Annotated in this window: 18 protein-coding genes; 5 read left to right on the top strand and 13 right to left on the bottom strand. The window is 64.7% G+C overall.

Features of this window, described 5'->3' with window-relative positions; genetic code table 11:
* Positions 1-40: 40 nt before the first annotated feature.
* The 5 genes from GOSPT_RS11095 to lysX all read right to left on the bottom strand — a co-directional run bounded on the left by GOSPT_RS11095 (position 41) and on the right by lysX (position 7,789).
* Positions 41-1,252, bottom strand: coding sequence for a PQQ-dependent sugar dehydrogenase (locus GOSPT_RS11095; RefSeq protein WP_005206114.1), 1,212 nt, complete (start codon positions 1,250-1,252; stop codon positions 41-43).
* 76 nt (positions 1,253-1,328) lie between these two features.
* Positions 1,329-2,936, bottom strand: a complete 1,608-nt coding sequence (locus tag GOSPT_RS11090) for a succinic semialdehyde dehydrogenase (RefSeq protein ID WP_269449447.1) — start codon at positions 2,934-2,936, stop codon at positions 1,329-1,331.
* Positions 2,933-3,427 (bottom strand): ribonuclease E activity regulator RraA, encoded by a 495-nt coding sequence (gene rraA, locus GOSPT_RS11085; RefSeq protein ID WP_005206102.1) that lies wholly within the window; start codon positions 3,425-3,427, stop codon positions 2,933-2,935. The genes GOSPT_RS11090 and rraA overlap by 4 nt, the downstream gene beginning before the upstream one ends.
* A 60-nt stretch (positions 3,428-3,487) precedes the next feature.
* Positions 3,488-4,378, bottom strand: coding sequence for an alpha/beta fold hydrolase (locus GOSPT_RS11080; protein ID WP_005206100.1), 891 nt, complete (start codon positions 4,376-4,378; stop codon positions 3,488-3,490).
* Positions 4,379-7,789: a bifunctional lysylphosphatidylglycerol synthetase/lysine--tRNA ligase LysX gene (gene lysX, locus GOSPT_RS11075; protein WP_005206099.1), complete on the bottom strand. Its 3,411-nt coding sequence runs from the start codon at positions 7,787-7,789 to the stop codon at positions 4,379-4,381.
* 67 nt (positions 7,790-7,856) lie between these two features.
* Between lysX and GOSPT_RS11070 the strand changes: the two genes are divergently transcribed.
* On the top strand, positions 7,857-8,081 hold the full coding sequence (locus GOSPT_RS11070; protein ID WP_005206098.1) for an RNA-binding S4 domain-containing protein: 225 nt from the start codon (positions 7,857-7,859) through the stop codon (positions 8,079-8,081).
* A 12-nt stretch (positions 8,082-8,093) separates the two neighbouring features.
* Here the strand turns inward: GOSPT_RS11070 and GOSPT_RS23885 are convergent, their stop codons facing one another.
* Positions 8,094-8,249, bottom strand: a complete 156-nt coding sequence (locus GOSPT_RS23885) for a hypothetical protein (RefSeq protein ID WP_005206097.1) — start codon at positions 8,247-8,249, stop codon at positions 8,094-8,096.
* A gap of 131 nt (positions 8,250-8,380) precedes the next feature.
* Positions 8,381-9,244, bottom strand: coding sequence for a cutinase family protein (locus tag GOSPT_RS11065; RefSeq protein WP_051993853.1), 864 nt, complete (start codon positions 9,242-9,244; stop codon positions 8,381-8,383).
* A 178-nt stretch (positions 9,245-9,422) separates the two neighbouring features.
* On the opposite strand from GOSPT_RS11065, the gene GOSPT_RS11060 reads away from it, so the two are divergent.
* Entirely contained in the window at positions 9,423-9,857 is a 435-nt protein-coding gene (locus GOSPT_RS11060; RefSeq protein WP_005206095.1) for an SRPBCC family protein, read from the top strand.
* A gap of 77 nt (positions 9,858-9,934) precedes the next feature.
* Here the strand turns inward: GOSPT_RS11060 and GOSPT_RS11055 are convergent, their stop codons facing one another.
* Together GOSPT_RS11055 and gltB are read right to left on the bottom strand one after the other, a co-directional pair.
* Positions 9,935-11,389 carry a glutamate synthase subunit beta gene (locus tag GOSPT_RS11055; RefSeq protein ID WP_005206094.1) on the bottom strand — a complete coding sequence of 485 codons (1,455 nt, stop codon included), beginning with the start codon at positions 11,387-11,389 and terminating at the stop codon, positions 9,935-9,937.
* Complete coding sequence (gene gltB, locus GOSPT_RS11050) at positions 11,382-15,965, bottom strand: glutamate synthase large subunit (RefSeq protein WP_005206093.1); 4,584 nt, start codon at positions 15,963-15,965, stop codon at positions 11,382-11,384. Before gltB ends, GOSPT_RS11055 begins: the two co-directional genes overlap by 8 nt.
* 325 nt (positions 15,966-16,290) lie before the next feature.
* Between gltB and GOSPT_RS11045 the strand changes: the two genes are divergently transcribed.
* Positions 16,291-16,929, top strand: a complete 639-nt coding sequence (locus GOSPT_RS11045) for a response regulator (RefSeq protein WP_039855670.1) — start codon at positions 16,291-16,293, stop codon at positions 16,927-16,929.
* Positions 16,926-18,269, top strand: coding sequence for a sensor histidine kinase (locus tag GOSPT_RS11040; protein WP_005206088.1), 1,344 nt, complete (start codon positions 16,926-16,928; stop codon positions 18,267-18,269). The genes GOSPT_RS11045 and GOSPT_RS11040 overlap by 4 nt, the downstream gene beginning before the upstream one ends.
* On the opposite strand, the gene GOSPT_RS11035 is transcribed toward GOSPT_RS11040, so the two are convergent.
* The 3 genes from GOSPT_RS11035 to GOSPT_RS11025 form a co-directional block, all read right to left on the bottom strand.
* A complete protein-coding gene (locus tag GOSPT_RS11035) occupies positions 18,236-20,371 on the bottom strand; it encodes a DUF2254 family protein (RefSeq protein ID WP_039855667.1) in 2,136 nt (711 codons plus the stop codon). The two genes, GOSPT_RS11040 and GOSPT_RS11035, sit on opposite strands and share 34 nt — an antisense overlap.
* A gap of 159 nt (positions 20,372-20,530) precedes the next feature.
* Entirely contained in the window at positions 20,531-21,094 is a 564-nt protein-coding gene (locus GOSPT_RS11030) for a hypothetical protein (protein WP_005206085.1), read from the bottom strand.
* Positions 21,095-21,516: 422 nt separating this feature from the next.
* A complete protein-coding gene (locus GOSPT_RS11025) occupies positions 21,517-22,161 on the bottom strand; it encodes a HEAT repeat domain-containing protein (RefSeq protein WP_005206083.1) in 645 nt (214 codons plus the stop codon).
* Positions 22,162-22,982: 821 nt separating this feature from the next.
* On the opposite strand from GOSPT_RS11025, the gene GOSPT_RS11015 reads away from it, so the two are divergent.
* Entirely contained in the window at positions 22,983-23,591 is a 609-nt protein-coding gene (locus tag GOSPT_RS11015; RefSeq protein ID WP_005206080.1) for a dihydrofolate reductase family protein, read from the top strand.
* Between the two features lie 70 nt (positions 23,592-23,661).
* On the opposite strand, the gene GOSPT_RS11010 is transcribed toward GOSPT_RS11015, so the two are convergent.
* Entirely contained in the window at positions 23,662-24,354 is a 693-nt protein-coding gene (locus GOSPT_RS11010) for a hypothetical protein (RefSeq protein WP_005206075.1), read from the bottom strand.
* Between the last annotated feature and the right edge of the window lie 138 nt (positions 24,355-24,492).

Below are 24,492 nucleotides of genomic sequence, written 5' to 3'. Positions count from 1 at the left end.
ACTCATCGCTGTCGTCACACATCACCGGGTCACACATGAATCAGGCTCCTGGTCGGATTCGTAGGATCTGATCGGTTCCGGTGTCCGTTCCGACGAGAAGCGAGCCGTCCCTGTCGACCGCCAGGGCACGCAGTCGCCCATACCGATCCGACAAAGCCTCGTCGACGTGGACGACCCGCGTTCCGCTGTCGTCGAGCTTCACCACAACCAACTTCTCGGCCTTCTGCGCCGCGATGACGACTGCCCCGTTCCAGTCGCCCCAGCCGCTGCTCGGCAAGAACTGCAGTGCGGGCGTTGCGATCGTCGGGTTACCCGACTTCCAGATCGGACCGACCGCACCCGGTACCCGCGTGGGGTCGGTCATCGGCACCGATTCGTCGTAGATCACTGGTGCGCGGTCGGGCCGGTAACCGTAGTTGGCGCCGGGCCGGATGAGGTTGAGCTCGTCGTCGACGCTGGTGCCCTGCTCGATCGAGTAGACCCGTCCGCTGCCCGGTTGCACCGCGATGCCCTGCACGTTGCGGTGGCCGAGCGTCGCGATCGGGCTCGCGGGGTCGGGGTTGCCGGCAGCGGGCCTGCCTGTTGCGGCTTTGACGTGTAAGACCTTGCCGCCCAACGACTGTCGACTCTGCGGGTACCCAGCCGTCGCGTTGTCGCCGGTGCCGATCCACAGAGTCCCGTCCGACGCCGCGGCCAACCCGCATCCCGCGTGTCTGCCGCCCGCGTTCAACGGGATACCTGCCAGCACCGTTCGCTCCCGCTGCATGCTCGACCAGTCCTGCGACACCCGCCACGAGGCGACCGTGACCTGCTGCCCGGTGTTCGGCCACGGCAGCGGCACGCTTCCGACACCTTGCGGAATCTTGGCGCCCTGCGCGACCGACGATTCGGTGCCTGCCTTCTCGGCCTGACATGAATAGATTCGACGATTCTGCGCGAATCCCGGATCAACCGCGAGACCCATGAGTCCGGCTTCGCGGTGCACCCAGAGCGCGCTCAAATCGGCCCGGACAGCCTTCGGCGCCTGTCCCGGCCTGATGGCCACGAAACGGCCGGCACGCTCGGTCACGAGAGCCGTGCCGTCTGGTGCGGTGACGATATCCCAGGGGTGGCTCAGCCCGGTCGCGATCGAACTGACCGCAAGGCCGGGCGTGGCCTTCGCTGACGGGGCACCTGCCACGGTTCCCGCGATACCGGCTGCGACGACACACGAGATCACACCGGTTTTGAGTACGCTGCGCTGCGGCGACATGGGCCAACCGTAACGGCTCACACGCGTCCGGGGATCGAGAACCCGACGAATCGCCCTTGGCGGGAGATCCCGACCTCTACCGTCCCGGCAGGAACTTCAGCGACCGCACCGCGAGCGGGGTGACCGCGCGGTAGACACTCTTCGGAACTCCGGGTGCCTTGTCGATGCCGATGAAGCGCTGCTCGGCGATCGTCTGCGGCTCGGTGTACTTGAGCAGCCCCTCTTCGCCGTGGCGTCGGCCGACACCTGAGATGCCCATGCCGCCCATCGGCGCTGCGGTCGACGCCCACGCTGCCGCGTAGCCCTCGTTGATGTTGACGGTGCCGGCGCGCAACTGCTCCGCGATCGCCTGCGCCTCGTCGCTGCTGCCAGCGAAGACGCTCGCGTTGAGACCGTAGTCGGTGTCGTTGGCCAGCTTGATCGCTTCGTCTGTGGAGTCGACCGGATACACCGACACGACCGGGCCGAATGTCTCGTTGCGGAAGCAGGTCATCTCGTCGGTCACGCCCGACAACACGGTCGGCTCGAAGAAGAAGGGGCCGAGGTCGGCGCGACGCTTGCCGCCGGCGACCACCGTTGCCCCCTTCGACACGGCGTCGTCGACGTGCGCTTCGGCCGTCTCGACCTGTGCGGCCGAAGCCAGCGACCCCATGTCGACGTTGAAGTCGTAGTTGGCCCCGAGCTTCATGTTGCGGACAAACGTGCCGAACTTCTCGGTGAACTCCTCGGCGATAGCCTTGTCGACGTACAGCCGCTCGATCGAGATGCACAACTGGCCGGAGTTCGAATAGCACGCTCGCGCAGCACCTTCGACGGCGTGGTCGATCTTGGCGTTGGCGGTCACGATCATCGGGTTCTTGCCGCCGAGTTCCGCGGAGAAACCGATGAGTCGACGCCCCGCCTGCTCGGCGAGCGAGGCTCCGGTCTCCGACGATCCGGTGAACATCACGTAGTCGCAGGTGGCCATGATGGCCTGTCCCACAACACTTCCCGGACCCGGGACCACCGCGAAGAGCGCGGGCGGCAGACCGGCCTCGTACAACAGCTCAGCCAGCGCGAGCGAACAGTAGGGGGTTTGGCTGTCGGGCTTGATCACCACGCCGTTGCCCGCGAGCAGGGCGGCGACCGCATCCGAAACCGCAAGTGTGAGTGGGTAATTCCACGGGCTGATCACTCCGACGACGCCCTTGGGCTGATACCGCACCCGCACCTTGGTGGCACCGGGCAGCATGCCCTGCACCTTGCGCTCGGCGAGCATCTTGGGGCCGTGCGTCGCGTAGTACCGCGCAGTCAGCGCGACGTCGACAACCTCTTCCTGCGCGTACGAACGAGCCTTGCCCGTCTCGGCCTGCGCGATATCCATCAACGACGCCGCGTTGGCGAACACCAACTCGGAGAACTTCTTGAGCACCTTCGCGCGCTCTGCGGGCGACTGCTTGGCCCACCCCTGCTGAGCGGCACGCGCCCGCGACACCGCGGTCTCGAGATCCTCGGCGGTGGCAACCGGGATGGTCGCCATCTCGACGCCGCTGAACGCTTCGAGGATGGATCGGGTCGGGCGTGCGGCAGCGTTGTCGATCGCTACCAATGCGCCGAGTCGTTCGAAGTAGTCGGGGGTTGGCTTGGGCATCGGAGCCTCCTGCTGCGTGGGAAGTGGTCGAGAGTCGAGAAGTCGGAAGGTCAGGGTGCGACGAGGACGATGCCGTCGTCGTCGGAGTACACGGTGTCGCCCGGCGTGAAGGTGACTCCACCCAGCGTCAGCGGTACGTCGCGCTCACCTGCTCCGGTCTTGGTGGATTTGCGGGGATTGGTGCCGAGCGCCTTCACGCCGATCTCCATTCCACCGATGGTCTTGGCGTCGCGAATCGCGCCGTTCGCGATGATCCCGACCCAGCCGTTCGACCGGCCCAGCTCCGCGATGATGTCGCCGACCAACGCCGTGTGCACCGAGGCATCACCGTCGATCACCAGCACACCGCCGGGGTTCGACTCCCCGAGGATCGACTTGAGCAGGGCGTTGTCCTGAAAGCAGCGGACCGTCGTCACGGTTCCGACGAACTCACGGACCCCGCCGTACTGGGTGAACTGGAGATCGCAACTACGGACGTCTGCACCGATCTCGTCGACGAGGTCGGCCGTGGGAGTGAAAGTCAGCTCTGCCATGACGTACAGCATAGGTGTGACGCGCGGTCATGGGTACCTCAGGTTACCGGGCGGTAAGAAGCGCGCTCTCGATCAGCGCAACTGATCGATCGCGTCCGCGATCTCGTCGGGAACCTCCAACACGACGAAATGGCGCGAGACGATCGGCACCAGCCGACCACCGAGCATGCGCGCGTAGCGGGCCTGCTTCCACAGCCAGAAGCTCTGCCACGCCTTCGGCCCGGAAAGCGCGGCGACCACGATCACCGGAACCCGGGGCATCGGATGGCTCTTGCGCATGCGACGCAGCGACGCGTTGATCGCCGGGAAGGCCGCGTTCTCCACCATCGTGGCGAGCAGCATCGGCCAGTTACCGAAGACCCTCGCTGCCCAGTAGTGCTCGTGATCGTAGAACCCCTCCGGGGGCCTGGGTAGCACCACAGTCCGTACTCGCGAGAATCCGCGCCGCGGAAGGCGAAACCGCTCCGTGACTCCTCTCGCCGTGTCGATCATCCTGTGCGCGTTGTCGATTCGCACACCGAGCGGTACCACCCGCCACGGCAGGAGTACATACGAGCCGTCGAGCATCGCAACCGCCGCAGTGCGCGACGGATGGACTCGCGCGAAAGCCTCGACATACAGCGAGGCAACCGAATGTCCGACGATCGTCACAGGCTCCGCGATCCGCAGCGCATCGAGGACGCCCGTCATCCACGAGACCTCGAGCGCCAGGGTCAGCACACGACCTCGCGGAAGTTGTTCGGACAGGCCATATCCAGGGCGATCGAATCGAATCACCCGCCAACCACGCTCGACGAGTCGTGCGGCGAGATGGTCGAGATCGAACCAGTTACTCCCCATCGCAGCCATCAGCAGCAGTGGGCGCCCGACACCCTCGTCGACGACGTGGATGTGCTGGCCATCGACGTCGACGATCTGCCCGGGTGGCGGCCGATCGACCTCGCGACGACCGTCGGCCACCACTCAGCTCTCCTGCGGTTTGGCCAGCGGAAATGCCAGCGATTCGCGAATCGACTGACCCGTGATCAACATGACCACACGGTCGACGCCGACGCCGAGACCGCCGGTCGGCGGCATCGCGTATTCGAGTGCCTGCAGGAAGTCCTCATCGAGTTCCATCGCCTCCGGATCGCCGTCGGCAGCCAGAACCGATTGCGCGGTAAGCCTTTTACGCTGCTCCACCGGATCGGTCAGCTCCGTGTACGCGGTACCGAGTTCGACGCCCCACGCCACCAGATCCCACCGCTCGGCCACTCCCGGCTCGCTCCGATGAGCGCGCGTGAGCGGCGAGACCGACGTCGGGAAATCGGTGTAGAACGTCGGGAAAGTGGTGCGGTCCTCACCGAGATGCTCGTAGAGTTCCTGCACTATCGCGCCCGCGTCCCAGTCCGGACGGAACGCGATGTCGAGGCGCCTGCAGACCTCGCGGAGATGTTCCACCGACGTCTCCGGCGTGATCTCCTCATCAGCGCCCTCCGACACCACCCCGTAGACGGTCTTCACCGGCCACTGCCCGGAGATGTCGATGCGCTGCTCGTTACCCTCGTCGTCGTAGCGCACGATCACCGGCTCACCGTAGGCGGCGGTGGCCGCGAACTGGATCATCTCCCGCGTGAGATCGAGCATCTTCAGGTAATCACTGTGCGCCTCATAGGCTTCCAGGCTCGTGAACTCCGGATTGTGACTGAAGTCGACGCCTTCGTTGCGGAAGTTCCTGCCGATCTCGAACACCTTCTCCACGCCGCCGACGCACAACCGCTTGAGGTACAGCTCCGGTGCGATGCGCAGGTAGAGGTCGAGGTTGTAGGCGTTGATGTGGGTCGTGAACGGGGTCGCGTTCGCGCCACCGTGGATCTGCTGCAGTATCGGGGTTTCGACTTCGAGATAGCCACGGGCAGAGAGGAAGTCACGCAGCGACTTGACGACGACGCTCCGCGTGGCAAGCAACTGTCGCGAACGTGGATTGATCGCGAGGTCGACGTAGCGTTGCCGCACACGGGCTTCCGGGTCTGTCAGGCCCGCCCACTTGTCGGGTAGCGGACGCAGCGACTTTCCGATCATCGCCCAGCGATCCACAAGCACCGATACCTCACCCTTGCGGCTCGTACCCATGTCACCGTGAACCTCGACCAGATCACCGAGGTCGACGTCGGACGCGAAATCCCTTGAGCCGGAATCGAGTCGCGACACTTCGACCAGGATCTGCACCTGCCCGGACCAGTCATGGACGTCGGCAAAGACCACCTTGCCGAAGTCGCGCAGTCGCGTGATGCGCCCGGCGATCGACACCGGCGTACCTGCAGGCGCCGCGATGGCCTCCGCGATCGAGTGCGACGGCGGATCGGCGGGTGGATATGGGTCGACGCCGTCGTCGATCATCCTGTCCAGCTTGGCAAGTCGCACCCGGACCTGCTCCGGACGGTGGGCTGCGACGGCGTTCTGGGCCTCCGCCTCGGCGTCGAGTTCAGCGATCAACGCGTCGACATCGATGCCGGCGGGAATCGACGGCTGTCCCGCGGTGTACTGCTGCTTGCGGCCGAACCTTGGCAGCCTGACGAAGCCCTCGGTGACGACAGCCGCCAGCCCCGCTCGCGCGAGGATTCGGGTGTCCTCGAAGCAGAGGAAGCGAGGCTGCCAGTCGGGAAGGTATTTGGCGTTGGACCGGTAGAGCGACTCCATCTGAAAGAACTTGGAGCCGAACATCAGCACGGCGTAGCTCGCACGCATGACAGGGCCCGCGCCGATCTCCTGCCCCTTCTCGAACACGGCGCGGAAGGTGGCGAAGTTCAGCGAGATGTCGGTGATCCCGAAGTTCTCCGAGTCGCGGCACAGGTCGCTGACCATTGTCTCCACGACGCCGTTGATGCCGCTGCGATCGCGGCGCATCAGATCGAGCGAGACCCCGCGCTTACCCCACGGAACGAATGACAGCATCCCGACGACCTTCTCGTCGGGCTGTCCCTCGTTCAGGACCGCCTCCACAAGCAGGCAGTCACCGTCTGCGGGATCGCCGATTCGCGAGAGCGCCATCGCGAAGCCGCGCTCCTCCTCGGTGTCGCGCCAGGCGTCGGCCCGCGCGATCACGTCGGCCATCTCGGTCGGCGGAATGTCGCGGTGCCTGCGGATGCGGGTGGTGACGCCTGCGCGGCGCGTTCGTGTCACCGCCTGGCGCACGCCCTTCATGGTCGGCCCGCTGATCGTGTACTGGCGCGTGTGCAGGATCGCCTCGTCGCCGATGTTCAGCGAGGTGAACCCCGCGGCATCGAATGCTGCCGCGCCTCGCTCACTCGAACCCATCGCCGCGGGATGCCACCCGTAGCGCTCGCAGAGCACCAGGAATTCGGCGATCGCGTCCGGCCACGACTCTGGGTCGCCGATCGGATCGCCACCCACAAGACCCACACCCAGTTCGACACGGTAGGTGATCGCCGCGCGACCGTCGCGCGAGAAGACAACCGCTTTGTCGCGTCGCGTCGAGAAGTAGGCCAACGAGTCGTCGTCGTTGAATCGCGTGATCAGCGCCCGGATCAGTCGTTCGTCGGTCGCCGTCATCAGCGACTTGAGCCGCTGCGATCGGAAGAGCACCGACGCCGCGACGATCAGCGCGAGCGCACCGAACAGACCCAGTGCGCCATTGACCGGCGGATACGCGTGATGGCCGTCGAAAGTCCGCTGGTCGATCGCGGCGAACGCAACGACCCGATTGAACGCGTAGGGCAGACGCTCGGAGCGTTCCAGACTGCCCGGGAACAGCCACACCAGCGCGAACCCGATGCCGGTTGCCACGGCAAGTCCGACCACCAGCACCACGAGCGCGCGCAGTAGGGCGGCACGTCGAACCCGCGTGTAGAACTGCCGATATGTGACGAGCAGGAAGATAAGGGCCACGAGATCGATACCGAGACCGATCACGATGTTCATGCGCTCGGCGTCGTCGACGTCGAAGTCGTCGGCGACCGGCTGCCACAACAGCACCGCGTTTCCAGCCATGAACAGCAGCAGGTAGATGACACAGATCCACCACGCGATGCGCTTGCGCGCCGTCAGCGCGATGGCGACGAGGGCCAACACAAACGACCACGCGAAGCTCGTGTCGGGCATCGACATGATGAAGTCGTCCACGTAGTCGCGCGGAACGTGAATCCAGTGCCGAAAGAACGGGAAGATGCTCGACAGCAATGCGATGGTCGCCATGATTCCGACGACGAGTCCAGCGATCCGCGGCGCGTGGCTGCCGAATCCGCGGGGGTGGCGGATGCGCTCGAGCAGATCGGCCGAACGACGATCCGCCTCCGCCCGTTGCGATCGCTGCAACGCGACGTCGGGATCTGTGGGAGCACTTGAACGTGCGTGAGATGGGGACTCGACCGCCATGGATCAAAGGTAGTTCACCCGGGATTCGACGGTGCGTACGCTCCGCCGGTCAGGCAGTATCTCAGGCATGGACGACGACGCATTCGACGTACCTGTACGGGGTGACGGGATCAGGCTCGGTCAGTTCTTGAAATTGGCGAACCTCATCGAGTCCGGAGCCGAGGCGAAGGAGGTCATCTCCGACGGTCTCGTCACGGTCAACGGCGGTGTGGAAACACGCAGAGGTCGACAGTTGGTAGTCGGCGACGTGATCTCTCTGGGCGACGCATCAGCGCGGGTCACCGAGGGGTGACCGGCGACCTGCTCACGCACTCAGTCGCTTGAGCTCCGCCGCGGTGACGAGGCGTTCGGCCTCTGCGGGGAATCGCGGCGCCTCACGATGGCGGCCGAGTCGGCCGCCGGTGATGGCACTCAGCATTGAGTGTCGACGGGGTGTCTGGAACGTTGCTGCCAGCTTCATGACGATACGTTTCCTGCGTCAGAACGGATTCGATCTTTACTATCTTGTATTGCCGACTGTGTCGGCGCAACCTCACCCTTCGTATCGATCGTCACACAGGATTCGTTACCAGTCAGAGACCGACGCGCGGTTCAGCCCAATCCGGCGAGAAACTGATGTGCCCATTCCACGGCGGTCACACCCGGCTTGACCTCGAAACGCCCGTAATCGCCGTGTGAACCCGACTGCAAGAACCGGTTGAACTCGATGATCTGCTGCCGCGCTCGAGCGTTGCTCAGCTCGTTGACGACGTTGCCCGGCCCGCCCCTGGTCAGCATCTCGTTGACGATTGCCCCCGCCTCGGCCTGATACTGGCCGACCTGGCTGGGCGTCGGATCACTGGTTTCAGCGAGGTAGCCGATCACGCGCGTCACGTAGTACTCACGCGGCACGTTGCAGTAGAGATCCTTGGGCGCGCAAATGGTGAAGGCGCGCGGCAGCACGTAGCCCATGCCGTCAAGGCGTGGCCCACCGCTACCCTGCCCGGATAGGGGCGGCCCGACCAGATTGTCTTTCGACGACCGACGCGGATCTGAGATCAGCACAACTCCCGCGACCTGCTGCGGACGGATCTTCTCGTGGCCGGTACCGATCTCCGACGCGACGTCGCCTGCGGCGTCGGCACCCTGGCTGTAACCGGTGAGCGCGATCTTGGTGCCCGGGCAACGCTTGAGCATCCCCAGGGCAAGACCCTTGGTATTGGCTACGGCCTGCGCCTTCGACTTTCCGTAGATGGCGCTCTCCCACGGGAACGCCGTGGCGTCGTAGCCGACATAGGAGACCTTGGTGTCGGGCCCGAGATTCGACGTGACGGAACCGAGCAGACCTGGTCCGTCAGACCAGGTGCCGGGTATTGCCAACACGTACACCTTTGGGCATGGTCCCGGCGCGGCCGACGCCGACCCCGCCGATGCGACCACGACGCCACACGCCGCCAACACCACCGCAGCTGCCATCCCGAGAAGCGTGCGCACTGACCTGTACCTCCACGAACACGTATCCGCGACACGATCGCCGCGATCCAACCCACAGAGTGTAGGCAGGAATGCACCCATCCGGCAGCGTCGTCTCACCGAACTCTCATAGAACGTTTGTCTACAGAACCGAGTGATCCGACACATGAGGAGGCCCACGGTGGTCGACGTCTCGCGCACCTTCACTGTCCGACAGCCGCGTGAGGTGATCGTCGCCTATCTGCGCGACTTCGCCCACGCCGAGGAATGGGACCCGGGGACAGTGGAATGCACGCAGGAGGACAACGCCCCGATCGCACTTGGCACGCGTTGGCACAACAAGTCGAAGCTCTTCGGAATCTCGACCGAGCTGACCTACGAACTGACGCGCGACGACCCCGACCACGTCGTGTTCTCCGGCTCCAACAAGACCGCCACGACGTCGGACGACCTCTCGTTCACCGACCTCGGCGACGGAACGACGAGCGTCACCTACCGTGCGCTCGTCGACTTCCACCGCTTCAAGCTGATCGGCGAACCCCTCTTCAGCTCCATCTTCGGCCGCCTCGCCGACTCGGTGCCCACCCAGATGACGAGCGTGCTCGAGAAGCTCTGAGCGCCCCGACCGCCGGTCAAGCGCTTTTCGCTGGTCGAGCCGTCCCGCTGGTCGAGATCACCACCCAGCGGGGCAGGTCAGCGCTGCGCGACCTGCGTCGGCACGATCGGTGCGGGCAGATCCGACGCGCCCGCGAGGTACCGGTCCGCGGCGGCCGCAGCCGAGCGACCCTCCGCGATGGCCCACACGATCAGCGACTGTCCGCGCCCGGCATCGCCCGCGACGTACACGCCCTCCTGCCCGACGGCAGCAAAGTCGTTGTCGCGCTTGATGTTGCCTCGCTGGTCGTATTCGACGCCCAGCTTGTCGAGTAGGTCGACGCGCTCAGGGCCGACGAAGCCCATGGCCAACAGCACCAGATCGCACTCGAGCTCGAAGTCTGAGCCCTCGACCTTCTCGAACCGACCGTCGCGCATGACGACCTCGTGCGCCTTGAGCGCGGTGACCTTGCCGTTCTCGCCGGTGAACTGCTCGGTGTTGACCGAGAAGACGCGTTCGCCGCCCTCTTCATGGGCAGACGACACGCGATACATCAGCGGGTACGTCGGCCACGGGGTCGACTCGGCTCGCTCGGTCGGCGGCTTGGGCATGATCTCGAACTGGTGTACAACCTCAGCGCCTTGACGCAGCGACGTGCCGAGGCAGTCGGCGCCGGTGTCGCCGCCGCCGATGATGACGACCTTCTTGCCCTTGGCACTGATCTGCCCGTCGACGGTGTCGCCGAGCTGAATTCGGTTGGCCTGCGGCAAGAACTCCATCGCCTGGTGGATACCGTCGAGCTCGCGGCCCGGAATCGGCAGATCGCGACCGATCGTCGAACCCATGGCGAGCACAACGGCGTCGAAGTCCTGACGAAGCTGCGCGACGGTGATGTCGACGCCGACGTTGACGCCGGTGCGGAAGATGGTGCCCTCGGCCTTCATCTGCTCGAGACGACGGTCGATGTGGCGCTTCTCCATCTTGAACTCGGGGATGCCGTAGCGCAGCAGTCCGCCGATGCGATCGGCGCGCTCGTAGACGTAAACCGTGTGGCCCGCACGCGTGAGCTGTTGCGCCGCAGCGAGTCCCGCGGGACCCGAACCGACAACCGCAACCGACTTGCCGGTGCGCTCACTCGGCAGCACGGGCTGAACCCAGCCGCTGTCGAAGGCGTTGTCGATCAGTTCCACCTCGACCTGCTTGATGGTCACCGCGGGCTGATTGATACCGAGCACGCACGACGCCTCGCACGGCGCTGGGCACAGGCGCCCCGTGAACTCCGGGAAGTTGTTGGTCGCGTGCAGGCGCTCGATGCCTTCTTTCCACTGATCCCGGTAGACCAGGTCGTTCCACTCCGGGATCAGGTTGCCCAGCGGACAACCATTGTGGCAGAACGGGATACCGCAGTCCATGCAGCGGCTGGCCTGGGTCTGCAGCTCCGACTTGTCGAAGTCGTTGTAGACCTCTTTCCAGTCCATCAACCGCAGGTCGACCGGCCGCCGCTCGGGCAGTTCACGCTCGGTGTGCTTGAGGAATCCTCTGGGGTCAGCCACGTGCGGCCTCCATGATCGCTTCGTTCACGTCTCGTCCGGACTTCTCTGCGGCGTCGATCGCGGCCAGCACGCGCTTGAAATCGCGTGGCATGACCTTGGCGAACGCCTGCTGGGTGTTCTCCCAATCGGCAAGTATCGCCGCGGCGACCGGCGACGCCGTCTCGCCGCGATGCTCACCGATGATGCCGGACAAGAACTCGATGTCTTCGTCGTCGAGTGGTTCGAGGTCGACGAGTTCGGGGTTCAGGTTGGTACCCAGCTTGTTGTCGGGGTCGTACACGTAGGCGATGCCGCCCGACATACCAGCCGCGAAGTTGCGTCCGGTGTCACCGAGCACCACCACGCGTCCACCGGTCATGTACTCGCAGCCGTGATCACCGACGCCCTCGACCACCGCCGTGGCACCGGAGTTACGCACGCAGAAACGCTCGCCGACGACGCCGCGCAGGAAGATCTTTCCCTTGGTGGCACCGAAGCCGATCACATTTCCGGCGATGATGTTGTCCTCTGCGACAAAGCCTTCCGGCGTACTCGCCGGCGGGCGCACCACGATGCGTCCACCCGAGAGGCCCTTGCCGACGAAGTCGTTGGCGTCGCCCTCGAGTCGAAGCGTGATGCCCTTCGGCACGAACGCACCGAAGCTATTGCCTGCAGAACCCTCGAAGTCGATGATGATCGTTCCCTCGGGAAGCCCTTGCGCGCCATGCGTCTTGGTGACCTCATGGCCGAGCATCGTTCCGACGGTGCGGTTCACGTTGGTGATCTTTGACGTGAACGACACCCTGGTGCCGTGATCGATCGCCTCACGACTCTGCGCGATGAGCTGCTGGTCGAGCGCCTTCTCCAAACCGTGGTCCTGCACGCCGGAGCAGTACAGATCCTGGTTCATGAACGGCGATTCGGGCGTCGACAGAATCGGCGACAGATCGAGCTTGCCCGCCTTCGACGACTTCCAGTGTGCGAGTGCCTTTGTCGTGTCGAGAGCCTCGACGTGGCCGACGGCCTCCTGCAGCGTGCGGAACCCGAGGCGAGCAAGCAGCTCGCGTACCTCTTCTGCGATGAACATGAAGAAGTTCTCGACGAACTCCGGCTTGCCGGTGAAACGCTCACGCAGCAGCGGATTCTGGGTGGCGACACCGACCGGGCAGGTGTCGAGATGGCAGACGCGCATCATGACGCAACCGGAGACGACGAGAGGCGCCGTCGCGAAGCCGAACTCCTCGGCTCCGAGCAGTGCACCGATCACCACGTCGCGGCCGGTCTTGAGCTGACCGTCGACCTGTACCGAGATCCGATCGCGAAGTCCGTTGAGCAGCAAGGTCTGCTGCGTCTCGGCGAGACCGATCTCCCAGGGGGCACCGGCATGCTTCAACGACGTCAGCGGCGACGCGCCGGTACCGCCGTCGTGGCCGGAGATCAGCACGACGTCGGCGTGCGCCTTCGACACACCCGCGGCGACCGTTCCGACGCCGAGCTCACTGACGAGCTTGACGTGTACGCGCGCTTGCGGATTGGCGTTCTTCAGGTCGTGGATCAGCTGAGCGAGATCCTCGATCGAGTAGATGTCGTGGTGCGGCGGCGGCGAGATGAGGCCGACGCCTGGCGTCGAGCCCCGCACCTCGGCGACCCACGGGTACACCTTGTGCGGCGGAAGCTGGCCACCCTCACCGGGTTTCGCACCCTGCGCCATCTTGATCTGGATGTCGGTGCAGTTGCTCAGGTAGTGCGAGGTGACGCCGAAGCGTCCCGACGCGACCTGCTTGATCGCGCTGCGTCGCCAGTCACCGTTCTCGTCGTGATGGAAACGCCGCGGATCCTCGCCGCCCTCACCGGAGTTCGAGCGCCCACCGAGACGGTTCATCGCGATGGCGAGTGTCTCGTGTGCCTCGGCCGAGATCGAGCCGAAACTCATCGCCCCCGTCGAGAAGCGCTTGACGATCTCGCTCGCGGGTTCGACCTTGTCGATCGGGATCGGGTCGCGATCGCCGAAGTTGAAGTCGAACAGTCCACGCAGAGTTGCCATTCGGGCCGACTGATCGTCGACCATCTTGGTGTACTCCTTGAACACCTTGTACTGACCGCTGCGCGTTGCGTGCTGAAGCTTGAACACGGTGTCCGGGTTGAATAGGTGGTACTCACCCTCGCGCCGCCACTGGTACTCGCCGCCGACCGGGAGCTCACGGTGTGCGCGCTCGGACGGACGGTCGTTGAACGCCAAGGCATGTCGCGTTGCGACGTCGGCGGCGATCTCGTCGAGCCCGACGCCTCCGAGCTGGCTGTTCATCCCGCTGAAGAACTCGTCGACGGTGTCCTGGTCGAGACCGATCACCTGGAAGAGCTGAGCGCCGGTGTACGAGGCGACCGTGGAGATGCCCATCTTGCTCATCACCTTGAGCACGCCCTTGCCTGCGGCCTTGACGTAGTTGTTGCGGGCGGTCTCGAAATCGATATCGCCGAGCACTCCGCGCTCGACCATGTCCTCGATCGATTCGAATGCCATGTACGGATTGACCGCTGCCGCACCGAATCCCACCAACGTGGCGACGTGGTGGACCTCGCGGCAATCACCCGATTCGACGATCAGGCCGACGCGCGTGCGCTTGCGCTCGCGGACCAGATGATGGTGAACCGCGGCCGTCAGCAGCAACGACGGGATCGGCGCGAGCGTCTCGTCGGACTCGCGGTCGCTGAGCACGACGAGGCTCACACCGTCGTCGATGGCAGCACTGACCTTGGCGCGGATCTCGTCGAGCGCCTTGCGCAACCCGGCACCACCCTCGGCCACCGGGTAGAGACCGTGGATCTGGATGCTGCGGAAGTCGGGAAGCGCGTCGTCCTCGTTGATCCGGACCAACTTGGCGAGGGTGTCGTTGTCGATCACCGGTGAGGGAAGCGCGATCTGGCGGCACGACTCGGGACCCGGGTGCAGCAGATCGGCTTCGGACCCGATGGTTCCGCCGATGCTGGTGACGATCTCCTCGCGGATCGCGTCGAGCGGCGGGTTGGTCACCTGCGCAAAGAGCTGCTGGAAGTAGTCGAACAGCATCCGCGGGCGAGCAGACAACACCGCGATCGGAGTGTCGGTACCCATCGAGCCGATGGCCTCGGCTCCGGTCTTCGCCATCGGCGCGACCAGCAGGTTGAGCTCCTCGGTGGTGTAACCGAACACCAACTGCCGCAACGTGACCCGGTGGTGGGACATGTGCTCATGCGGCAACGCTTTGACGTGGTCGATGTGGACGAGGCCCTTGTCGAGCCACTCCGCGTACGGATGCTCTGCGGCGAGTTCGTCCTTGATCTCCTCGTCGTCGACGATGCGGCCGGCCTCGGTGTCGACGAGGAACATGCGGCCCGGCTGCAGGCGCAGCTTCTGCACGACGTCGGCCTGGTCGATGTCGAGCACGCCGACCTCGGAGGCCATCACGACGAGGCCGTCCTTGGTGACCCAGATTCGGCTGGGGCGCAGGCCGTTTCGGTCGAGCACAGCGCCGACGACGGTGCCGTCGGTGAAGCACACCGATGCCGGTCCGTCCCACGGCTCCATGAGTGACGCGTGGTACTCGTAGAACGCGCGGTGCTCCGGCTTCATCGCCTCCTGGCGTTCCCACGCCTCGGGGATCATCATCAGGACCGCGTGGGGCAGGCTGCGCCCGCCGAGGTGCAGCATCTCGAGCACCTCGTCGAAGCGTGCCGTGTCCGACGCTCCGGGCGTACACACGGGGAAGATCTTCTGCGCTGCGCCGTCGCCGAACAGCGACGTGTCGATCAGTGCCTCACGGGCACGCATCCAGTTCTCGTTGCCGGTGACGGTGTTGATCTCACCGTTGTGGGCGACTCGTCGGAACGGATGCGCGAGCGGCCACGACGGGAAGGTGTTGGTCGAGAAGCGCGAGTGCACGAGGCCCAGCGCGCTCTCCACCCGCGAATCCTGCAGGTCGAGGTAGAACTCCCGCAGCTGCGGGGTGGTGAGCATGCCCTTGTAGACGAAGGTCGTGCCCGACAGGCTCGGGAAGTAGACGGTCTCGCGGCCCGGGCCGTCGGCGCCTGCACCCTTGTTGCCGAGCTCGTGCTGAACACGCTTGCGCACGACGAATGCCTTGCGCTCGAGCTCCATGCCCGACGCGCCGGCGAGGAACACCTGACGGAAGGTCGGCATCGCGTCGCGCGCGAGCGCACCGAGGCCGTTCTCGTTGGTGGGTACCTCGCGCCAGCCGAGCACGGTCAGACCTTCGGACTCGATGATCTTCTCGACGCCCTCGGCGGCGGTCGCGGCGTCGTTCGAGCCCTGCGGCAGGAAGGCGATACCGGTCGCGTAGCTGCCCTCGGCGGGCAGTTCGAAGTCGACAACCTCACGCAGGAAGCGGTCGGGGACCTGGATCATGATTCCGGCACCGTCGCCGGTGTTCGGCTCTGCGCCCGCGGCACCACGATGCTCGAGGTTGATCAGCGCGGTGATCGCCTTGTCCACGATGTCGCGGCTGCGACGACCATGCATGTCGACAACAAACGCAACACCGCACGCGTCGTGTTCGTTGGCCGGGTCATAGAGCCCAATGGGGCCTGGAGCGTGCTTCATGTATTCGCCTCACTAGGTGCGCGACGTTGCGCAGAGCTGTCACCCGTTTCGTCGTTGACAGCAGTCCTACCGAGCCAACAGAATCCACCCTCATCGTGGGCTGACCTGGGCTGATCCTGTGATCACTCGGTGGCTGCCTCGTGCCAGCGCCGTTGCTGGCGGGGGTGTGCCGACCCTGAGATCGCGCTGACACCCCACTGCTTCATGAGCATTGTCGAATATTTTCTCACGGGGGGTACCCAGTATTGAAATCCGGCTACCACATCGCCGCTGATTGCGCAGGTTACGCACAACGAACAAGGCGTCGAACCCCTATCCTGAGTCGGTGGAATCGCTGGTGACTGCTGTGGTGATCGACGACCATCCGTTCTTCCGGGATGGCATCTCCCGCGGACTCACCCAGAGTGGCCGCGTACGCGTGGTGGGTGAGGCAGGTGACGGCCCGTCGGGCCTCGAACTCATTCGCGGTGAGCTGCCGGATGTGGCCGTCGTCGACTATCAGATGCCGGGGCTGACCGGAGTCGACGTCGCGCACGCGGTCACCAGGGACGGACTGCGGACGCGGGTCCTTGTTCTCTCCGCTGTCACCGACGCGCCCATCGTCTTCGCTGCGCTGGAGAAGGGTGCGGCGGGGTATCTGAGCAAGGAGTCGAGCCGCGACGAGATCGTCGGAGCCGTCACGCGGGTTGCCAAGGGCGAGACGGTGGTCCCCGCGGAGTTGGCTGCCGGGCTCGTCGGTGAGATCAGGTCGCACGCGCGCAACGACGGCCCGGCGCTCAGTGAGCGTGAACGCCAGGTGCTCGAAGGCTTCGCCCGCGGCCTGTCGATCCCGCAGGTCGCGGGCGAGCTCTTCATCGGGGCGTCGACGGTCAAAACGCATGCACAACACCTGTACGAGAAGCTCGGCGTGTCCGACCGCGCTGCTGCCGTCGCCGAGGCGATGCGTCGCGGACTTCTCGAATGACTCGACCCTCACTGTTCAGACGCCTGAGCTATGGACGCTCGGGCAACCCGGATGGCCAGGCGCCGCAGCTCGGCCTGACGGAGCTGATCGACGAGCCGCGCATCTCCGAGATCCTGATCGATCACGCACTGCTCGGTGTCCGAGTGCAGGTCGTGCTGCGCATGTTGCTCTCCGTCTTCGTGCTGGCGACCGTGCTCCTCGATCCACCCGCCGACGGTGCCGCGTTCTGCATCGTGGTCGCGGTGCTCTACGCCGTCTGGTGTCTCGCAGGTGTGCTGGCGGCCTCCCGAATACGGGTAGGAATGATCCGATTCGCCTGGCTCGCTTTGTTTGTCGACCTCGCGGTCCTCGTCGTCCTGATCGTCGTGGCGAGTCGTTCCGATCAGGTCAGTTGGACCTCGGACGTACTCGTCAACGGATTCGTCGCCATCCCGATGATCGCCGCGACGCAACTGCGCCCCAGAGTCTGTGCGCTCGTGGTGATCCCGACCGTCGTCGTCTACTTCCTCGCGAGCGCTCTGGCCCGTGTCCCCAACGGCGAACCGTGGTCGCTCATCGCGATGCGCACGCTTGTCGTCGCGATCCTCGCATTGGGCAGCGTAATGCTCTCGACCGTTCAGCGTTCACGGGTGTCGACGATCGGATCTCTTGCGGCACAACGTGCTCGACTTCTCGACGAGACCGTCCGCATCGAGGAACGCGAGCGTCGCGACCTCGCCGAGCACCTCCACGACGGCGCGTTGCAGTACGTTCTCGGCGCGCGGCAGGAACTCGATGCGGCGCGCGACGGCACCGATCCCGACGCTCTCGCACGGGTCGACACAGCGCTGCGCGAGGCGTCGAGGCTACTGCGCTCGACGTTGGGTGAACTCCATCCCGCCGTGCTCGAACAGGGAGGACTCGCCGCGGCGGTCACCGATCTCGCGGCCTCGGTCGAACAGCGTGCCCCGCTGACGATCTCGGTGGACACCGTCGGCTGGCCGAGCGATCTGCGCACCACGTCCGATCCCATGCTGTTCGCAACCGCACGCGAGCTGCTGACCAACGTGGTCAAACATGCCGACGCCCATACCGTCGAACTGTCAGTCGAATTCGACGACGGCACAGCCCGTGTGATTGTTGTCGACGACGGGCGCGGCGTCGACGAGTCGACGCTCGATCGTCGCGTCGCCGAGGGACACATCGGACTCGTCTCGCGTCGGGTGCGCCTCGAGCAGCAGGGCGGCTCGTTGACCGTCACCCGACGTCCCGGCGGTGGGACCGCCGCGATCGCCGAGGTTCCGGTGGTCGACGTCGGAGCGCGTGCTCAGTCGAACGTCGACCCTCTCTCGGAGCCGTAACCCTGCCGGTCCGGACGCTGCGCGAGCCGACGGTCGAGGCCTATCGGCCAATCGAGCGCGACCTGCTCGTCCAGTGCCGCAAGACGTTCGACGATCGGCGGCTGTTGATCCGCGCCGCACTGTGACGCAACGGTTTCGTAGAGCGCGCGCAATCGCCGATGCACCTGAGCCTGGCCGTGACTGTGCCTGCGGATCTCATCGGTACCGATCGCGACATAGTCCGCCCACGTACGTCGATAGCCGCGCACAGCGCGTGAGCGTCGAACCGCGTCGGCGTGGACCCGCGGCGCGAGCATCAGCAGCATGTCCTCGATGTGGTCGAGCGCCAACACCACCGTGCTCGGATCATTGCCAGCAGTCGAGATCGCCTTGAGGGCGATATCCGAAATGGCCTGCAGCGCGGCAACAGGACTCACCGACGGCTGATGCATGTCGCCGAAGAGCAAGCACCGCAATACTTTGTGCTCTGGCACCGGCCCGCCCCGCGGCGTGCCGACCACCGCGATCACGCCGACGTTGTGCGGCACGTTGTCGCCGACCATCACCAGCAGATCGAATCTCACACCCCATGCCGCCGCGTAACGTTCCAGCATCGGCACGTTCACCGCGAGCAGCACCCGCCCTCGAGAACCTATCTCTCGCAACATGATCACATGGCGTGGCTCTTCGCCGAGTGTGGTGTCGGGAGCGGGCGCCACGCTCGGCAACTGGGTCTGGAGCGACTCCTCCGGGTACAGCCGACGGATCGACGCACGACCGTCCGCAGCGATCCACCGCATCAACTGCGCAACGTTGAGAACCGCGCCGACCTTACTGACCAACGCGACGAACAGGATCGCCGACACCACCGTCAGGAAGGCCGCAATCGCCGTCGAGGCGCCCGGGGTTCCGTCGTCGGGACCGGTCAAAGCGAGATCCATCGCCACCATCACGCTGAACACGAATGTGGCAAGGAAGAAGCCGACAGACCAGCGCATCACCGGCTCGCGCTGCAGCATGGGGATGACGCGGACCGAGATCTGCGACGCCCCGAACTGCATCGCGAGTGTCACCGCGGTGAAGACCAGACCTGTCAAAGTGGCTGTGGCCCCGGCGATCACGCCAAGCACGGTCGCCAGGGTTCCCGAGTCGACGTCGAGGCCGATGTTCTCGTCGATCGTGATGCACAACAGGGCCGCGATGATGGCGAGCAGCACGAGGATCACCGGCAGCCGCCAGGTGGGGACCACACGCAGCCGACGTCGCACCCGCCGCCAACGCACGGCCGTCGCGGCCCTACTCGGAAGTGCGACGCCACCCGGAACCGCCGCAACTGCCTCAGGCATCGGGTCCGGCGGTAGGTCTGGGACGCCGAATCGGCCCGCGAGCGTTTCCTGCACGACAATCTTCCACCGAATGAGCGGTTCCCGAAGCCGTTGTTCGCGTCGTACCGCTTTGTCGTACTTGCCTTCTCGGCTGCGGTAGAACCACCGCGCCCACGGCGACGCAGGTCGCGCAATACGAATCGCGCCGACCACCAACAGGACCGGAAAGAACATACCGACCAGTCCGGTCCACAGCTTGCCCTTGGCGAGGGTGATCGCCGCCAACACGACGTTCACCACGATGCCGAGAACGACGACGATCCGTGCCGGCACGGTCGGATCATCGCGGAACTCATCGGCCGCTGAGGTCAGGTCGAGCGGGCGAAAACCCATGAGGAACAACACGCCGATCGCGATGGCGACGAACACGGCGTCGACCGATGCCCGACCCTCCTTCTCCCAGTACACGTCTCGCAGATGCAGGATGAGTGCGAATTCGTCGAGCACGAGCGCACAACCGATTCCGAACAGAGCCGCGAGCACACAGTCGGTGATCGGAGTGTCGAAACGAGAGATCGCGATCAGCCCGAACCCCGACAACACCATGACGATCACGCCGAAGAACTCGTGGTGGAGGTGGAGTCCGCCCGGCGCAACATTGCCCGGCCACCAGCGCACCTCCGCGCGAATCAAACGAACGCTGATGCGGATGAAGATGAACGTCGCTATGAACGCGATCAAGAACAAGAACATGGGAAGACGACCGGGCTCCACGATCGAGTGGTGAAACCAGGTCATCTCAGTGCCCTCGACGGGGCGCGCACACCGTATCGATGGAGTGAGCCTACCGGCGAGCCGTCGCGAAGACGGCGAGATCAGCAACGACGACGACGAGGTCCGCGACCGGTGTGGTCGCGGACCTCGTCGTCGTATCTGAGTGGGTCACATCGGGGTGGATCACGCAGCCGCGTGGCTCGCTGGTGTGATGGTGCCGCTTCCGGTCGGGGTCGACGGCTGAGCAGGCGAGATGCTGCCCGTGGGCGTCGATGGCTGAGCAGGCGTCACATTGTTACCCGGCGTCGACGGCTGAGCGGGCGAGACGTTGTTACCCGGAGTCGACGGGACAGCAGGCGAGACATTGTTGGTCGGAGTCGACGGCACAGCGGGTGAGACGTTGTTGGTCGGCGTCGACGGCACGGCAGGCGAGACGTTGTTACCCGGCTGCGACGGGACAGCGGGCGAAACGTCGTTACCCGGCTGCGACGGCACTGCGGGAGACACCGTGCCGGCGCCGTCGGACTGCGACCCGCCGCTTGTCGACGAGTTGCTGTAGGGCGGCGTCGCGGCATGCGAGGTGCCACCGTGGCCCATTGCCGTCACGCCGAGGCCGATTCCGATGGCCGCGATGATCAGTGCGAGTCCGGCGATGACGCCGACGATCACGTTCTTGCGCTTGGGAGCAGATGCAGTGGCTGCACTGCCGGTGGCGCCGATGCTGGGGTCCTGTGTTGTGGTGAACATGACTACTTCTCGATTTCCCGGTCTCGCGGCCGATCTGGTGTTTTTCTTTCGACACCAATGAGTTTCGCCGTGATACGCGCGGTCTCACATCCACTGCGCGGCCGATTGGCCGGGTGATGAGCCCATCCACCGATCGGTGGATACGGAGACCCGCACCGCGCCGGCAACACCGTCGATCCCCGCGCCTCGGCGACAACTTTCCGGGCGACGTCGGGGCTGCCCTCTGCCCTCCGTCGACCAGCCAACACCCACAGCTGGGGCTAGGCGATGAGGGTGTCTGGAACCGCTGACAAGTTGGCAGATTCCGAACCGGAATTCACGACGCCGATTCCTCGCGGAACTCCCGCACGCAGGGGTGGTTGTGGTCACGCACGATCCGTCTTCGCGTTCTCATCCAAACTTCGGAGTAGTCGCAGTGGAGATCAATCAGGTAGCTTTTTCAGCGTGGCGCGCGCTTGTTTGCGCACTTCGCTGTCAGGATCGTCCAGGTACTGCGCGACCACTGGTCGTAGCCCCGACGGAAGCGGTTTGTACTGACGGATGGCTCTGATGCCCAAGGGACGAACACTGGGATCGTCGAGCTGGTCGACGACGACCTGCAAACCTTCTGGCAGCCCCTGCTTGACCAGCCACTCGAGAATCGCAGCCCGACCTGACCCGAGAGACCGATCAGCACCGAGCTTCGCCATCTGCTCATAGTCACTGGGCACCGCAAGGTAGAGAAGCGCGTTACCGATCGCGAAAGAGTTGATTTCTGGCAGTGGAGGATTCAGGTAGTACTGCTCCATCAGCAACGGAACAGCATCCGTACCCATTGCATCGATTGTCGTGAGGGAGCGATATAACCCATCCCGAAAATTCGCGAGATCACGATGATCCGTCAACCCTGAGTACTCTTCGACATTCCGCACCCAATCAATCAGCATTGGAATCAGCGCCGGATACCGCTCGGTTGTGTTAACGAGATCGCGCATCTGCCGAAAACGCAACCCATGGCGTTTGCTAATCTTCGTGATGTCAGCGGATAGGGCGGCATGCGCTGCTATCCACTCCGGAGTTGGCTCCATCTAGTGCAAATCCATTCGTATCAGTTTCACTTGGCCACTGTTAATCAGCGTCGTCAACATTCGATGAGATTCGCGTGAGTTAGTCGTTCAAGGTTCCTGAGCGCCTTGCGCTGACCGCAGCATCCACCTGAATGTCAACGTCGGTTTGCATGCCGTCTGTCACGGATACCCCCAATATCGCCGAATGCTGCTTCACTGCCACACAAGATGCGGACTGACCGCCGCCCGCATGGTGCCCAAGTTGAACGTCGCCGAGTCTGGCATCGAGTAGGGAACGAGAACCTGCATTGCGTACTCACGGTGTTCCAATAGCACTTCTAACTGCGAGCCCGACTCCCCGGCAACTTCGACTTCTGACACGATCGCGACAGATCGCAACTGATGCGACTCTGATCGAAGAGCATCCGTAAGGCGGTCTCTCATCGGTGTCTCGGATGCGGCGTACTGGTCAGCGTCGGACTGCGCGACTGCTACGACGGTTCTGCCGGTATCGAGCCTGTTCACAATCGCGACAGGATCGAGTCCGGGATTCTCACTCAGCAGCTCAGCTGCCAATTCGATTGCAGCATCCAGCAACTCATCGAGATCGGTCTGACATTCCGCGCTGGTCTCATCTCGCCACCTGGCCATCCACAACTCCTCACAGTGTGATCAGTCGAGTACATTTCCCCGCGATCAGAGCACAATAGCGCCCACGTGACGACCGTCTGCCTCCGCGCCGATCATCACGCGCGCGCCTGCCGATCGTCACGCCTCTCCGATGACTTTCCGGACGTCGACGGGTCTGCCCTCCGTCGACCCGTCAACATCAGGAGCACCCCATGGGGATCATTCAGATCGAACTGTTCACCACACTCGACCTCGTCGGTCAGGCCCCCGGCGGGCCCGACGAGGATCCCGACGGATTCAGCTACGGCGGCTGGCAGGTGCCGCTGCTCAACGAGACGTCGGACGCTCAGGTCGTTGCCGCTTACGCCGACACCGACGCTCTGCTTCTCGGCCGACGAACCTACGACATCTTCGCCGACTACTGGCCACATCAGGACGACGAGTTCGGCGCGTTGTTCAACAGGATTCCGAAGTACGTTGCCTCGCGCGGTTCGGCCGATCTGTCGTGGGGCGGCTCAACACAACTCGGCCCCGACCTTCCGTCGGCGATCAACGAGATCCGTGACCGCCACCAGCACGTCACGGTCGTCGGCAGCCTCGATCTCGTCCAAACCCTCTTGTCCGAGCGCCTCTTTGACCGCCTCGACCTCTGGGTCCACCCCATTCTCCTGGGCAGCGGCAAACGCATCTTCGACGCCGGCACGGTGCCCGCGAACCTCCGACTCGTCGACCCTCCCGTCGCGAGTCCGAGTGGCACGGTGTTCCTGCGCTACGAACTCGCCGACGGCGTGCCGGCCACCGGCGACATGTCGCAGCTCTGACAACTCGACCGGGGCGGCCTACGTGCGGCCACCCCGGTCGAGGAATCACTGACGTTGCGAAACGGCGTGGTTATGAACCGAAGCTCGGGAACTCGATCGAGCCGTTTCCGCCGGAGACCTTGAAGTTGGTCGTGCAGCCGTTGAACGTCACCTCGTCGACGTTGACCTTGGCATCAGCCGTACCGCCGGGCTGGCTGGAGATTCCGTACAGGTCGACGACGGCCTTCTTGCCGTCCGAGTTCGCCGCGGCGATGAGATCCGACAGAGTTGCATTCTGCCCGCGAGCGATGTTGCCCAACTGACGGGTCGCCCACCACTGGTTCGACGACGTCGCGTCGGCCTTGCCCGCCGTTGAAGGAGCTCCCCACACGAGGGTGGTGAACCCGCTCGACGTGCCGGTGTTCGCGCCTGTGATGCGGATCTGCCAGTTGGCATTGCCGTTCGACTTCTGGAAGGTCAGCGGGGTGTTCTTGAGATCGGCGAGCGGCAGTTGGCCCGGCGAGTGGTACGACGCCTGGCGCTTGGTCGTTGCCGAGGTCGCGAACTCCAGCGAGCCGTCGTCGTCGGAGGCCCTTCCGTCGGTGATCTTGCCCGCCTGGCCCTTTTCGTCGAACACGGTGTTGCCCCACCCGTTCGGGTTCGACGGGGTGGCGACCTTGGCGCAGTTGAAAGCCGGTGCGGCCGAAGCCGTACCCGGCAGTGCGAACGAGACGGCTCCCGCCGCGGCCGCGATGGCAACTGCACAACTGATCTTGCGGTTCATTCTTGTAAATCCTCTGTTCTAGCTCTGTGTCCCCGACCACATCGTCGATGACGACGTGAGAAAGCTAGCAGATCGAATGACCCACACTCACAGTGACCTCGCAGTTCGGACCCTTCCGACGACTCGGACAACTGCCCC

The organism is Gordonia sputi NBRC 100414, from assembly GCF_000248055.1.
Lineage (GTDB): Bacteria > Actinomycetota > Actinomycetes > Mycobacteriales > Mycobacteriaceae > Gordonia > Gordonia sputi.
This window is presented reverse-complemented; position numbering and strand designations above follow the sequence as displayed.

Coding starts and splice junctions, on each gene's coding strand:
- GOSPT_RS11095 (WP_005206114.1), bottom strand. CDS start 1,252: ATGTCGCCGCAGCGCAGCGTACTCAAAACCGGTGTGATCTCGTGTGTC.
- rraA (WP_005206102.1), bottom strand. CDS start 3,427: ATGCTGTACGTCATGGCAGAGCTGACTTTCACTCCCACGGCCGACCTC.
- lysX (WP_005206099.1), bottom strand. CDS start 7,789: ATGGCGGTCGAGTCCCCATCTCACGCACGTTCAAGTGCTCCCACAGAT.
- GOSPT_RS11070 (WP_005206098.1), top strand. CDS start 7,857: ATGGACGACGACGCATTCGACGTACCTGTACGGGGTGACGGGATCAGG.
- GOSPT_RS23885 (WP_005206097.1), bottom strand. CDS start 8,249: ATGAAGCTGGCAGCAACGTTCCAGACACCCCGTCGACACTCAATGCTG.
- GOSPT_RS11065 (WP_051993853.1), bottom strand. CDS start 9,244: ATGGCAGCTGCGGTGGTGTTGGCGGCGTGTGGCGTCGTGGTCGCATCG.
- gltB (WP_005206093.1), bottom strand. CDS start 15,965: ATGAAGCACGCTCCAGGCCCCATTGGGCTCTATGACCCGGCCAACGAA.
- GOSPT_RS11040 (WP_005206088.1), top strand. CDS start 16,926: ATGACTCGACCCTCACTGTTCAGACGCCTGAGCTATGGACGCTCGGGC.
- GOSPT_RS11035 (WP_039855667.1), bottom strand. CDS start 20,371: ATGACCTGGTTTCACCACTCGATCGTGGAGCCCGGTCGTCTTCCCATG.
- GOSPT_RS11030 (WP_005206085.1), bottom strand. CDS start 21,094: ATGTTCACCACAACACAGGACCCCAGCATCGGCGCCACCGGCAGTGCA.
- GOSPT_RS11025 (WP_005206083.1), bottom strand. CDS start 22,161: ATGGAGCCAACTCCGGAGTGGATAGCAGCGCATGCCGCCCTATCCGCT.
- GOSPT_RS11015 (WP_005206080.1), top strand. CDS start 22,983: ATGGGGATCATTCAGATCGAACTGTTCACCACACTCGACCTCGTCGGT.
- GOSPT_RS11010 (WP_005206075.1), bottom strand. CDS start 24,354: ATGAACCGCAAGATCAGTTGTGCAGTTGCCATCGCGGCCGCGGCGGGA.